The sequence below is a fragment of the Cohnella sp. SGD-V74 genome, from assembly GCF_003001675.1.
In the GTDB taxonomy this organism is placed as follows: Bacteria; Bacillota; Bacilli; order Paenibacillales; family Paenibacillaceae; genus Cohnella.
On sequence record NZ_PVYW01000038.1, the window covers coordinates 16,429 to 30,042 of the forward strand.

At 58.6% G+C, this 13,614-nt stretch carries 12 protein-coding genes; 3 read left to right on the forward strand and 9 right to left on the reverse strand.

The genetic code is table 11. The features are described 5' to 3' along the window. Positions 1-50: 50 nt before the first annotated feature. Together B0G52_RS34580 and B0G52_RS34585 are read right to left on the reverse strand one after the other, a co-directional pair. Entirely contained in the window at positions 51-1,361 is a 1,311-nt protein-coding gene (locus tag B0G52_RS34580; RefSeq protein WP_094050998.1) for a UDP-glucose dehydrogenase family protein, read from the reverse strand. Then, a complete protein-coding gene (locus tag B0G52_RS34585; RefSeq protein WP_094050999.1) occupies positions 1,358-2,536 on the reverse strand; it encodes a glycosyltransferase family 4 protein in 1,179 nt (392 codons plus the stop codon). The genes B0G52_RS34580 and B0G52_RS34585 overlap by 4 nt, the downstream gene beginning before the upstream one ends. A gap of 144 nt (positions 2,537-2,680) precedes the next feature. Here B0G52_RS34585 and B0G52_RS36040 point away from each other — a divergent pair, with 144 nt between their 5' ends. Then, on the forward strand, positions 2,681-2,845 hold the full coding sequence (locus B0G52_RS36040) for a hypothetical protein (RefSeq protein WP_198960785.1): 165 nt from the start codon (positions 2,681-2,683) through the stop codon (positions 2,843-2,845). 59 nt (positions 2,846-2,904) lie between these two features. Here B0G52_RS36040 and B0G52_RS34590 read toward each other — a convergent pair whose 3' ends face one another. The 7 genes from B0G52_RS34590 to B0G52_RS34620 all read right to left on the reverse strand — a co-directional run bounded on the left by B0G52_RS34590 (position 2,905) and on the right by B0G52_RS34620 (position 11,233). Further along, on the reverse strand, positions 2,905-3,546 hold the full coding sequence (locus tag B0G52_RS34590) for an NAD(P)-dependent oxidoreductase (RefSeq protein ID WP_094051000.1): 642 nt from the start codon (positions 3,544-3,546) through the stop codon (positions 2,905-2,907). 116 nt (positions 3,547-3,662) lie between these two features. Beyond that, complete coding sequence (locus tag B0G52_RS34595) at positions 3,663-4,100, reverse strand: Rrf2 family transcriptional regulator (RefSeq protein ID WP_094051001.1); 438 nt, start codon at positions 4,098-4,100, stop codon at positions 3,663-3,665. 263 nt (positions 4,101-4,363) lie between these two features. Then, on the reverse strand, positions 4,364-5,956 hold the full coding sequence (locus tag B0G52_RS34600; protein ID WP_233163360.1) for a response regulator transcription factor: 1,593 nt from the start codon (positions 5,954-5,956) through the stop codon (positions 4,364-4,366). Between the two features lie 23 nt (positions 5,957-5,979). Beyond that, entirely contained in the window at positions 5,980-7,728 is a 1,749-nt protein-coding gene (locus B0G52_RS34605) for a sensor histidine kinase (protein ID WP_094051003.1), read from the reverse strand. Between the two features lie 125 nt (positions 7,729-7,853). Next, positions 7,854-9,377 (reverse strand): ABC transporter substrate-binding protein, encoded by a 1,524-nt coding sequence (locus B0G52_RS34610; RefSeq protein ID WP_094051004.1) that lies wholly within the window; start codon positions 9,375-9,377, stop codon positions 7,854-7,856. Between the two features lie 63 nt (positions 9,378-9,440). Next, entirely contained in the window at positions 9,441-10,331 is an 891-nt protein-coding gene (locus B0G52_RS34615) for a carbohydrate ABC transporter permease (RefSeq protein WP_094051005.1), read from the reverse strand. A gap of 20 nt (positions 10,332-10,351) precedes the next feature. After that, positions 10,352-11,233: an ABC transporter permease gene (locus tag B0G52_RS34620; protein ID WP_233163359.1), complete on the reverse strand. Its 882-nt coding sequence runs from the start codon at positions 11,231-11,233 to the stop codon at positions 10,352-10,354. Positions 11,234-11,566: 333 nt separating this feature from the next. Between B0G52_RS34620 and B0G52_RS34625 the strand changes: the two genes are divergently transcribed. Both B0G52_RS34625 and B0G52_RS34630 read left to right on the forward strand, forming a co-directional pair. Then, complete coding sequence (locus B0G52_RS34625) at positions 11,567-12,436, forward strand: alkaline phosphatase family protein (protein WP_094051006.1); 870 nt, start codon at positions 11,567-11,569, stop codon at positions 12,434-12,436. Beyond that, positions 12,429-13,379, forward strand: a complete 951-nt coding sequence (locus B0G52_RS34630) for a metallophosphoesterase family protein (RefSeq protein WP_094051007.1) — start codon at positions 12,429-12,431, stop codon at positions 13,377-13,379. Before B0G52_RS34625 ends, B0G52_RS34630 begins: the two co-directional genes overlap by 8 nt. Positions 13,380-13,614 lie beyond the last annotated feature (235 nt).

Below are 13,614 nucleotides of genomic sequence, written 5' to 3' on the forward strand. Positions count from 1 at the left end.
CTTCCGTCCTATCCTACCACAGTCAGGGAAAAAATGTCATCCGCCTCCACCTACCGTCCGACCGCCATGAACGCGAAGCCGAGACGGCGCATCTCCGCGCGATCGAGCATATTCCTTCCGTCCAGCAGCACCGGCGTCTCCATCCGATCCTTGACGTCCGCCCAGTCAAGCTCGCGGTACGCGTCCCAATCGGTGACGATCACCGCGGCATGAGCGCCGAGCAACGCCTCCCCGGGGCTTACCGTGAACGAGATCCTCTCCGCCAGACTCCCGTACATCTCGCGAAAACCGGCAATGCCGAGCGGGTCCGTCGCCAGTACGGAAGCCCCCTCGGCAAGCAGCGCCTCTATGACGGACGCGGCAGGCGTCTCCCTGACGTCGTCGGTTCCGGGTTTGAAGGTCAGCCCGAGCACGGCAATCCGCTTGCCGCCGAGCACCCACAGCTGCTCCCGCAGCTTGCGGATCATGCGCTGCGAACGCTCGCGATTGATCTGCATCACCTGCTCCAGCAGGCCGAAGTTAAGGCCGTACGATCTGCCGACGTGCGCGAACGCGCGGAGATCCTTCGGAAAGCAGGAACCGCCGAAGCCCGGTCCGGCTTTCAGGAAATCCGCCCCGATCCGCCTGTCGAAGCCGATTCCCTCGGCCACCAGCGTCACGTCGGCTCCCGTCTCCTCGCACAGGTCGGACACCATGTTGATGTAGGAGATTTTGGTCGCAAGAAAAGAGTTGGCCGCATACTTGATAATTTCCGCCGTATGCGAATCCGTGAACAGCTTCGGGCAGTCGAACGAACGGTAGACGTCTTCCATTAGCGCGCGGCCGCGCTCGGAGGCTGCGCCGACGACGATTCGGTCCGGATGCATGAACTCCTTCACCGCCGCGCCTTCCCGCAGAAACTCGGGATTGGACGCAATCTCCAGGTTCACCCTGCGGCCTTTGGCGTACAGGGCGCTCATCTTTTCGATCCAGCGGCCCGTGCCGACGGGGACCGTGCTCTTGACGACGATCAGCTTGTATCCCGAATCGAGACTGTTCTCCACGATCTCCTTGGTCACGGCTTCGATCTGCGACATATCCGCGCTTCCGTCCGGCCGGGACGGCGTGCCGACGCAGACGAACAGCACCTCGGCTTCGAGAATCGCCAGCGGGGCGTCGTCCGTGAAGATCAGCCGGCCCTCGCCCAGATTGCGAACGAGCATCTCCTCAAGCCCCGGCTCGTAGATCGTGCTTATTCCCGCCTGCAATCTGCTCAGCTTAGAGCGGTCCTTCTCGACGACCTGGACCCGGAATCCCAGGTCCGACAAGCAGACGGCCGTGACGAGTCCGACATAGCCCGCTCCGAATACGGCAATGTTCATCGCGCGGCCCCTCCCGCGGCAACGGCCCGCTCGGGCGCGCTTGCCCTCCCGATGTCCTCGAGCAGACGGCCGAATACGCCGTCCCACGAACGGCGGGAAGCTTCCCTCGTTCCCATCGCCGACAAAATCGTCCTCAGCGCGGTGTCTTCGTGCAGCCGGGAGAGCGCTACCGCGAAGGCATCCGCGTCTCCCGGCGGGCAGAGCAACCCGTTATCCCCGTGCCGGATGTGGTCCGGCACGGCTCCTCCCGCGGCCCCGATGACCGGGAGGCCGCAGGCCATCGCTTCCAGCACGACGTTGCCGAACGTCTCGGTCGCGGAAGGGAAGAGCAGCGCATCGGAAGCGGCCATCATGCGCCTCAGCTCGGATTGCGGCAGCGCCCCGAGAAAGCGGGCTTGAACGTGCAGTCGGTCCGCGAGCGCCTTCACGCTCTCCGCGGCGGGACCGTCTCCAGCCAGCAGCAGCTCCGCGTCGACTCCCGTATCATGCACGAACCGGTGAACGGCTTCTACCGCCACCTCCGGCTGTTTCTCGGGAGCCAGCCTCCCCGCATACAGCACGGCGAAGCGCGTGCGGCTCAGTCCGAGCGCGTCCCGCAGCGCTTGGCGATCGGGCTCCGGCCGGAACAGCGACGTATCGACGCCCCGGCTCCAGATTTCAAGCCCTTCCCACCCGTCGGCGCGGCACTCCTCCAACACGGACGGCGAAGGCACATAGATTCGTTGGCAAGGCCGATGAAACCAGTTCATATATTTCCAGGTCGCTTTGCTCAGCCATTGGAGATTGTAGAAAGGCAGGTACCGGACGTAATGCGTATGGTGCGAGGCAACGAGGGGAATTCCGTGCTTCAGGGCGAGCTGCCTCCCCGTTACTCCGACGCCGAAGGGGGTCGCGACGTGGACAACGGTCGGCTTGAAGTCGAGCAGCTTGCTCTCCGCGCCGGCCATCTGCGGCACCGCGAACCGCAGCTCCGGGTAGAGGAAAAACCGGATACTCCTTAGCCGCTCGGCCATATCGGGCACCAACGCCTCTCCTCTCGGACGCGAGGGAGCGAACACCCGGCATGCGATTCCTTGCCCTCGCAAGTAAGCCGTCCATCGCTCCAGCGTCTTAGCCACCCCGTTCATCTCCGGGGCGTACGTGTCGGTAAACAGGGCCAAACGAATTTCCGGCATCCCAAGCACCTCCATACGTTTTGCCCTTATCGTAGCAAGCGGAAGTTATCGGAGTATCAACGGCGCTCCTCGAAGCGCATAAAATGGCCCCCTCCTCCGCAAACTAATTTTTGGATCAAGTCGAGGCAAAGGAGCGATATTACCGTGACCAACCACAAAAACCAATTGTCCAAGGCGGAGGTTCAAGCGACTCCGCTGAACAAGCTGCCCGTCCCCGGCGAGGACGACGTGGAATTTTCCGCGGAGGAAGCGGCAGAAGCGTTCGAGCAGAACAACGCCGTCGTGGATCATCAGAACGAAAAAGAATAAAGAAGAGGAGCTGCCCTGGTTCGGGACGGCTCCTCTTTCTTTCTCTGACATCAGTCGGCTTATTCGAACTCCGAAACGACCGTAAACCGCTCGTTCAAATGCTGCGGATTCTCGATCTCGTCCACGATGGCGATCGCGTAATCGGCATAGCTGACGTGGCTCTGGCCGGCGGAATTGACCAACAGGTTGTCTTTGCCGATGCGATACGTCCCCGTCCGTTTGCCTTCCGGATTAAAGAAGGCCGACGGGCTGACGAAAGTCCACTTGACGCCTGTCGATCCCTTCAACTCCTGCAGGTTTTGGGCTTGAGCGGAGGCCGTTGCCTTGAACATGTCCGGAAACTCCGCCGTATCCACCAAACGCTGCGTCTTGGCCTCGTCCACGTACAGACTTCCTGCCCCGCCGACGACAATCAGCCTGGTGTCGGGAGCGCCTTGGAACGTTGTGATCAATGCATGGCCCGCTTCCGAGTGCAGATGCTCCTGGCCCAGCGGAGCGCCAAAGGCGTTCACGACGGCATCCAGGCCTGCCACGTCTTCCGCCGTTAACTGGAATACGTCCTTCTGCACGACTTTTACGCCGCCGTCTTGAATTTTTGATGCGTCCCTCACGAACGCCGTTACCTCGTGCCCTCTCGATACCGCTTCCTTCAAAATGGCCGCTCCCGCTTTGCCGCTTGCCGCTATAATTCCGATTTTCATAATCCGAATGCCTCCCTAGAGTGGTGTTTAGAAAAAGGGTTGAAAGGAGTGTTGTAAATGGCATGTTGTAACCGAATCAGTTACAACAATTGCACAAAAAAACGGCAGCCAGCGCCTCAAGCACGAGATTGAATTTGCTTGGAGAGAACGGACACCAGTTCTTCTATTGTAATATCCGCCAGAACGCCCTCCATCGCCTCCTGGGCACGCACCAGCAGCAGCTGCAGCACGGCTTGGATATTCGCGCCTACTTGGCATTGCGGATTCGGCTCGTCGTGGATATTGAACAGCTTGCCTTCCTCGACAACGTCAACCGCGCGGTAAACGTCCAAAAGAGTAATCTCGTCCAAGCTTTTGGTCAGGTGAGCGCCTCCGCTGCCCGCCTTAACCGTCACGAGACCCGCCTTCTTAAGTTGTCCCATTACCCTTCTAACGATAACAGGGTTCGTCCCGACGCTTCCGGCGATCCACTCCGACGTGTTGTGGGCGCTTGGCGTAATGGCCAGCAACGACAATACGTGAACGGCTATGGAAAAACGACTGCTGATCTTCATGCGCAACACCCTTTCGATGTAATCATTATAGTTACATCTCGTTCACGCTGTCAAGTTGGGGAGCCGTTATCCGCACAGCCCTTCCCCGCCAACGAGCCAGTAACGGTCTGGCGGACCGTTAAACACTGCCTCCCGGCGGGTTCCGTCCATTTAACGGTCTGGCGGACCGTTAACACTGCCTCCCGGCGGGGTTCCCCTGAAGCCCTCGCCTGCCTCTCCGGCCTCCAGCCCTCAGCCTCCGGCCCGCAAGCCGCCCGGCCCGCTCATCCCGAGCAGCCGGACAGCTTGCGAAGCTGCTGGGGGTTGGCATTGTGCACCTTCTTGAACATTTTGGCGAAGTAGGAGAAGTTGCTGTAGCCGACCGATTGCGCGATGTCCGAGATCGGGAGCGTCGAGCTCTCGATCAGCTCCCGGGCGATCCGCATCCGTTCCTGCAGCAGGTAGTCGGTGATGCTCATCCCTTTCTCTTTGCGGAACAGCCGGGAGAGGTACGCCGGATTCAGGTGGACGTACCCGGCCAGCATCTCGCGCGTGACGTTGTCGGCCAGATGCTCGGCAATGTACGCGCACAGACGCTCGATCGTCGACTCCTCCTGAAACAAATACCGATGCACCGTGCGAATCAGCCGGACACCCCAATCCTCCATCTGCTCCAGCGTGCGGGGAGAAGCCTCGGCCGGGATGCCCGCGTCCTGCAGCAGCCGATACGCCGACAGCCCTTTCTTCTGCAGCAGATAATAGACCATCTGCAGAAATCCGAGATAATACGCCTGAAGCGCGTTCGCCCCGAACCGGCGATCCGCAGCGAGCTCCCGGAGGCTCGCGCTCAGCCGGGCTCCCAGCTCCTCCGCCTTACCATTTTCCAGCAGCAGCGTCCAAGCTCCGAAGTCCGGCAGGCGAGGATCTGCCGCGGGCTCGGCCTCCTGCTTGCTCAGCCAATTAAGCCGGTTCGATTCGCTCAAGTTGTTGTATTCGAGCGCCAGCAGCGCCTTGTACATCTTCGTCAGCTCGTGCAGCGAAGCCGGCTCTCCGATATAGCAGGATACCGAGCAGTTCAGATACGCCCCGCAGGCTTCAATATACCGCCCGCACCGCTCTCCGACGCACTCGCGCAGCGCCCCCTCTTCCTCGGGAGAGACATACAGAATGGCCGCCGCGACCCCGTGCTTCGTCTGCACGACCTCTCCCCGGGAGTCGGCGACGACCATCTCCGCCACCGACTGACGAATCGCGTATTCCATCACTTCCTCGTCCCGCGTGCTGAGCTCCCGCTTCCAATTTTCCACGCTGACCACGATCGGCAACAGCTTCACATCCGCCCGCAGCGCAATGCCGTACTCCGCAGGCAGCCTCTCCGCGTCCTCGGGACCGGCCACGATTCGCTCGGCAAGCAGATCGTACCAGAATTTCTCGCTGAGCACCGTCTTCTTCTTGTTCCACAGCTCGTAATACGGCTTATACTGCTCCGTCAGCGCCAGCTCGGCCTTCTTCTTCTCCACCGCTTCCAGCGCCCTGCGGATCGTCTGCTCCAGAACGTCGAACTCCACCGGCTTCATGATGTAGTCGAAGCTGCTCAGCTGAATCGCCCGCTGCATGAACCGGAAATCCCCGTGCGCAGTCAGGAAAATCGTCTCCAAGCCAAGAGACCGCTCGTTCACCCACTCCAGCAGCTCGATTCCGGTCCCCTTCGGCATCTCGATATCGCAGATCATGACATCGACCGGCTGGCGCTCGAGAATTTTCACCGCTTCCCTCATATTGTAAGCCTCGCAGACGTCCGTCACGCCCAGTCCCCGCCAATCGATCGCATCCTTGATGCCCATGACGGCGTACATCTCATCATCCACGATAAGCACTCGCAAGCTTGTCACCTCCGGCATTATCCGCTCCGGCTTATTAGCCAATCCGACTGTTCCTTGCTCTCCGCGGGAATCTCCAGCTCCACCCATGCCCCCGAACCCTGCCCGTTGCCCAGCGACAATCTGGCTCCGACGCCGTACAACAGATGCAGACGGTGGTAGCTGTTGCGCATCCCCAAGTGCTGGTCGTCATTTCTCTCGAAATAGCTCCCGCTCTGCAGCTCCTCCAGAACGTCCTCCGGAAATCCCGAGCCGTTGTCGGCGATCCGGATGAGACAGCTCTCCCGCTCGATCCGCGCCTGAATATCGATATGAAACGGTTCGTCCATAAAATCGAATCCGTGCTTGACGGCGTTCTCAATGAACGGCTGAACGATCAGCGGAGGAATCGGAATGTCCCCGGCGTTGTCGCCCACCTCGATCCGGTACGTAATTCTCCCCGGAAAACGAAGCTGCTGAATCCGCAAATAACTGTCCATATGCTCCATCTCCTCCGCCAGGGCCACGAAGGGTTGACCGGTTTTGGTCGCGAAGCGAAAATATTTCACGAGATTCAGGCACATCGCCTGAATGACGCCGTAATTTTTGATCTGGGCCAGGTTGTAGACGACATTGATGCTGTTGAGCAGAAAATGGGGATTGATCTGCAGCTGCAGATGCTTCAGCTCCGCCTTGTGCGTGCGAATCTGCTCCTCGTAGACGTGAATCTGCAGCGTCTGGATCTGCTGGACCATATCGTTGAAGCTCTCGTTGACCGAATGAAACTCCTTGGACGGAGAGCCTGCGAGGCGGAAGGCCCAGTCCCCTCTCTTGAGCGTCCTCATCCCTTTAAGCAGTTCGTTCATCGGCCGAATGATAATATGGTTCAAATACAGCAGGTAGAGCGACAGCAGCACAACGACGAAAATCGGAATCCACGAGATGAACTCGCGGAACCGCGACAGATTTTGCAGCATCCCCTGCTCGGGGATAAACGCGGCCAGCTTGACGTCCGTCGACGCTACCGGATGACTGACGACGACGTAAGTGTCGTCCTCTCCCTTTAATCGCTGGTAGTTGGCCGCGGAGTCGATGACCGGCGACCCGGTCAAGCCGCTGGCGGCCGCTCCGCCGTGGAGCAGCTCGCCCTCCTGGCTTGCGAAGGCGGCGAAGCCGTCTCTGCCCAATTGGATCAATTCCAGCGGCACCATCAGATGATCAAGCCTGACCCAAGCGCCGAGGTACACCCCCGAACCGGAATCGACGATTCGCAGGAGACCGTACGCATCGCCGCAGGAGATCGCCTTCCACTGCGTAAAATACGGGCTGCCCGGCCGCGCCTCCTCCAGACGCCCCTCCAGACACTCCCGAATCCGCAGCATCTCGTCGTAGCTCCCGCTTTGGATCTGTGTCGGAATGAAGTCCCGGTGCGCGACCGAGTACGCGAACTGGGTGTCGACGCTGCTGTCGAACCGGTTGTAGCGGCTTAAGCTGTTCAAGATGCGCACCCGCGTCAACGTGTACTCGCTGGACGCGCCGTCCAGCCTGCCCAAAGACAAAATATCTGCGTCGTAAGAAGCCAGATCGTACAAATAGTTCGTCTCGACGGCCAGCGCCGACTGAATCTGATTCGAATAGAGGGCGATCATGCTGCGGTTCGATTCCGCCGCCTGCTCCCGCACCGAATTCGAGGCCATATAGTTGCTGTAGAGCAGCAGGCAGACGAGCGGCAGCGCGATCGTGACGAAGCCGACGATTAGTTTGTAGCGCAGAGAGCGTTTGGGATTCATCGCTCGGCCTCCTCGAAGGAACGGGAAGTTAGCTTTCCTATGCCGTTATTATGTCATACTCCGTCCCCGCGAGAAAAGGAAGGAGGAGCTGGAAAACTTGCTCCAGCCCCGCGTTCAACCTTGTTTTATTTTCCGTTGGCCTTCGCCCATTCATCCAGCTGCCGCTGCGTCTCTTGCAGCACCTTCTGGTAGCCTGCCGCATCGCGCTTCGCCTTGAACTTGGCGATCGTCTCCTCTACGTCGACCGCTCCGGCGCGCAGCACGGCTCCGAACTCCTTCTCGACGTTGCCGATCGCCGCCATCTCCGCCTTGACCGGAGTCTCGTCGAACGTAAAGCCAAGTGCGATAGAACGCTCCGCGCTGTCGTTGAATTTGCTGAACTGCTCCCATTTGTCCGGATCTTCGTTCGCCCAGAGGTAGGAATTGAACTGATTGCCGAACATCCAGCCGCCCGGGCTCGGGTAGCCTTGGCTTTCCGCGGTGACGCCTTCCGGATAATCGATTACGTTCTCGGATACTTTGACATAGTGCTTGCCTTCGATGCCCCAATCCAGCATATTGAGCAGCTTGGCGTCGGTATACAGCAGGTTCAGGAACATCATCGCGCGCTCGGGATCTTTGGACGTGCGGGAGATCGCCAGCATCGCGCCTTGCGCTTCGCCCGTCGTCGTGTACGGCAGCGCCGTCTCCACTTGCACGAGCGGCACGCCTGTCGTAACGGTCATCTCCTTGTCCTTGCCCGGCTTCAGCGATTGGCCGATGGCGAAGGCTTTGCGGGCTTTGATCATGTTGATCGCCTGGTCGCTGTCGTCGGAGGTGACGACGTCCTTGTCGAACCAACCGTTCAAATTCCACTGACGCATCCGCTTGAGGAAATCGATAAACTTCGGATCCTCCAGATCGTCGACGACTTTAAGCTCTTTGCTGTCGCGGGAGATTTTGCCGTCGTAGTTGGACGCATGCCACGTGTTGGAGAAACGGTTGCTGACGATCGGCACCACGTCAGGCTCGTTGGCCTTGATCGTCTTGAAGATTTCCTCCATCTCCTCCAGCGTCTTCACGCCGGAGATGTCGAAGTTGTATTTGTCGACCAGATCCTTGTTCAACAGGAAGCCGAAGCCCTGCGCGAACTCTTTCTTCGTCGGCACGCCGTACAGCTTGCCGTTAATTTGCGCGCCTTTGATAAAGTCGTCGCCCAGCACCTGAGGAATGTCCTTCCCGTGGCTCGCGACCAGGTCGTTCAGCTCCAGGAATTGTCCCTTGGACACGTCCTGGGCATACCCGTACCAGCCGGCGGTGAAAATCAGGTCGAACGTTTCGCCCGATATTTTCATCAGATTCGTCTTGTCGGTCCAGGAGCCCCAGTCGATCGGTTTCAGTTCAACGGTAGCGTTGATTTTCTCCGTCAAATATTTGCTCATTTCCTCCTGAACTTCAGCCATATCGCGCTGGGCCGAGCCCGGATAGACCAATGTGAGCTTGTACGGCTCCAAACCCGCAGCGCCCGAGGATGCGGATGCGGACGGAGTGCCGGATGCTCCGGCTTCCTTGGACGGCTGGCTCCCTCCATCGTTGCTTTGTCCGCATGCGCCCAACGTCAATGCGGTTGCCAGAACCAATGAGCCCCCGGCGATCAGTTTCTTTTTCATGCCCCATCATTCCTCTCGTCTCATTAAGTATATCCTCTATAGTGGAACTGAGCAGCCGCGCTATCAGCCTTTCACAGCGCCGCTGGTAATGCCGCTGATATAGAACCTCTGGAAGAACGGATAAGCGAGCAACAGAGGAGCGACGCCGATAATGGCCAGCGCCATGCGCACCGTCTCCGTAGGCATCTTGGAAATCAGATCGCCGACCTGGCTGGAAGTGTCCGCCTTCATAATGAGAAACTGCACGTTGTTGAGCGTCTTCGTCATCAAGTATTGAATATTCATAAGCTCGGGCTTGTCGATGAACAACATGCAGTTGTACCAGTCGTTCCAATAGGCCAGCAGGTTAAACAGACCGATGGTCGCCATGATCGGCGCCGATAGCGGAACGATCAGCTTGAGGAAAATCGTAAACTCCCCCGCCCCGTCAATCGTGCCCGACTCGACAATCGATTCCGGAATCGTATTGGCGAAAAAGCTGCGCATAAGCAGAACATTAAAAGCGCTCAGCATCAGACCGGGGATGATCATCGCGAGCAGCGTGTTTTTCAGCCCGAATGTCATCACATAAGTCATATACCACGGGACCATCCCGCCGCTGAACAGCATCGTAAAAAACAAAGTAAAAGACAGCGTACGGCGCAGCGGCAGCCCTTTCCGCGACAGCGGGTAGGCGAACAAAGCCGTAATCAGCAAGCTGACGGTCGTTCCGATCAACGTCACCGCAATCGTTACGCCATACGCACGAGCGATCTGTGCGAAGTCGTTGAACAGGAACGAATAGGCGGCGAAGTTGATTTTGCTTGGCAGGATGGAATAGCCGTTCTGAACGATTGAGCTCTCATCCGTAATAGAGACCATGAATACGAGCAGAAACGGGAATATCGATACGATCGCGAACGCTCCGAAGAACAGATGAATGAAGGAAACGCGCGCAAAGCTCATACGATTCATCTAAAGTGCGCCTCCTCGAATTAGAATAGAGCGTCGTTCTTGCTGATTCTGCGGACGGCGAAGTTCGCGCCCAGGATCAAGAAGAAACAAACGACGGATTGATAGAAACCGGCCGCGGCCGACATGCCGATGTCGCCCAGCTTCACCATCGCCCGATAGACGAACGTGTCGATCGTATTGGTCGTCGGCATCAATGGGCCCGAGTTCATCGTCACTTGATAGAACAGACCGAAGTCCGAGCGCATGATGGAGCTGATCGCGAGCAGCGTCATGACGATAATAACGGGAGCGATCAGCGGCAGCGTGATGCGCGTCATCTGCTTCCATTTGCCGGCTCCGTCGATGATGGCGGCCTCGTAGTACTCCTTGTCGATGCCGATAATCGCGGCGAAGTAAATAATGGCCAGAAACCCGACGCCCTTCCAGGCGTTCACAATAACGAGAATGTACGGCCAGTGCTGCGGTTCGTTGTACCATGAAATAGAATCGAAGCCGAATAAGCTGGACAGCTGCCGATTCACCAACCCGTTGTCCGCGTTAAGAAAGCTGTAGACGAGATACGCGACAACAACCATCGAGATGATGTGGGGCAGCAAGAAGGTGCTCTGATAGAAGCGGGCGACCACTTTCTCCTTGATTTCGTTGATCAACAGGGCAACGGTCAAAGCGAGCACAAGGTTGACGATGATAAAGGCGACGTTGTACAAAATCGTATTGCGAGTAATCAAGTAGGCGTCCGGAGAGTTGAACAGAAACTTGAAGTTATCCGTTCCGACCCACGGGCTGCCCCAGATGCCTTGGACGTAATTCAAGTTTTTGAAAGCCAGAATAACTCCGTACATCGGAATGTAGTTGTTCACGAACAGGTAGACCAGACCCGGAAGCGTCATCAACAGCAGCATCTTGTACTTCTTTATTTGTCTTAGAAAATGGCGCGAACGGCTCGCAGTTGCATGGGTTGCCGCAGGTTTCGTTCGACTGGCAGGCGCAAGCGCTTCCATCAGGTTCATCCTCTCTCGTTGCGTAACTCATGAGCCTATTATAGGGAAGCCCCGAGGCCGGCCACTACTAGGATGATGACTTCCGGATGAAACGGATGTGACTTGTTGCGCAGAATGCGAAAGCGCTTGTTGACGGGCAGATTCGCCGCTCTTATGCTTAGGGTGTCGCAAGCGGCTGAACCTTGGTTCACCGGATATAGATTCCTATAACGGACGCGAGGAGCGGATCATCCCATGAAACTCTCGGACCACGTAAAAAGAGTATTTATTCTAGGAATGGACGGGGCGGGCAATTTCGTACAGCAGGCCGACACCCCTTATCTGGACGCATGGCTGAAGCGCGGCGCCTATACGTACGATGCTCAGGCCGAGCTGCCGACTATCAGCGCGGAGTGCTGGGGCTCCGTCCTGCACGGCGTAACGCCTGACAAGCATGGCCTCGACAACGATAAAGCGGCTTCGGAGGCTTATTCGCTCCAATCCCCCTATCCGTCCTTGTTCCGGCTGGCGAGGGAGCAGCTGCCGGACGCCAAGCTGGCCGCCTTCTCCGCATGGACCCCGATCAACTCGGGGATCATCGAGGATAACATCGGTATTCATAAATTCTCTCTGCCTGACGAGAGACTGACCGAGGAGCTGCTCGCCTACATCGGCGTCAACCCCGACGTTCGGCTGCTGTTCCTCCAGCTCGACGAGCCGGACGGATCCGGTCACCGTTACGGCTACGGCCCCGATTCTCCGGACTATCTGGCCGCGATCACGGGCTCGGATGAACGGATCGGGCGCGTGCTGGAGAGGTTGGAGGCGCTTGATCTGGTCGCAGACAGCCTTATCGTGCTGCTAACTGACCACGGGGGCGGCGGCGAAAACAAGCACGGCCACGGCAGCCCGCATCCGATGGACCGCAACGTGTTCTGGGGCTGCATCGGCCCGGGCATCCGTCAGGGCGTTCTCTCGGGACGCGTGTCTATTACGGATACGGCAGCAATTGCAGCGTTGGCGCTGGGACTTGAGACGCCGGATTGGGACGCGCAGCTGCCGGAAGGGCTTCTGGACGAAGCCGCGGAGGCGGACGGCGGAAAGGCGGAGACCGACAATGGCTAAAACTCTGCGCTTTCGCGAGGACGGGACCTTTAAGATCGTGCAGTTTACCGACCCGGAGTTCTCGGCGGAGAGCGAAGAAGAGCGCGCGATGGAAGCGATGATGCTCTCCATCCTGGAGGCGGAGCGTCCGGATCTGGTCGTCTACACCGGCGACGTCATCGCCTCGGCGGGGCATCCCGACCCGGCGGGCGCGTTCCGCCGCGCCTGCTCGATTCCGGAGCGCGCGCAGATTCCGTGGGCGGCCGTCTTCGGCAATCACGACTCCGAAGGCACCATCACGCGGGAGCAGCTGCACGCTCTTCAGCTTACTTATCCTTTGAACTATGCCAAGCCCGATCCTCCGGGCGTACACGGATCGGGCAACTATGTACTGAGCGTGAAAGGGCAAGACGGGAGAGACTCTGCGGCCTTATACTTTCTGGATTCCGGCAGCTATTCTCCGCTGGAGTACAGCCGGATGGGCTTCTACGATTGGATACGCCGCGACCAGATCGACTGGTACGCGAAGCAGTCCTATCGGCTGACCGACGACAACGGAGGCGTTCCGCTGCCTGCGCTCGCCTTCTTCCACATTCCGCTGCCCGAGTACAATGACGTCTGGGACTTTAGCGTCTGCTACGGGGAGCGCTACGACATCTGCTGCGCCCCATGGATCAACTCCGGCTTGTTCGCGGCGATGATCGAGATGGGCGACGTCATAGGCACCTTCGTCGGGCATGACCACGGCAACGATTATTGGGGCGATTGGCGGGGCATCCGCCTCTGCTACGGGCGCACGACGCGCAACGCTTATCTGGATCGCCCCTTCATGCCGGGAGCCCGCATTATTTCTCTGCGCGAAGGCGAGCGAAGCTTCGACACCTGGATCCGCCTTGCCGACGGCACCTCGCTGACCGACCAACCGCTTCACCAACCTACGGGGCGTTTGCCTGGGCAGAGGTAGCTCGATCCTTAATTCTGCTGCCGCGGAGGGCCCGACGAACCAATGTTGTCAGGTTAACCTAAACTCGCGAGGATGTAGGAGCAAAAGCTCGCAATCGAACGACACGGAATCGCATAGGACGATGGGATAACGTTATGGGTTTCGGACGTTGACGGTTGAAGGAGGGTTAGCGTTATGGCGTAACGTTATTTCATGGGTTCAGGGCAATATCGGGGGCAAATGGGAAAATAACGTT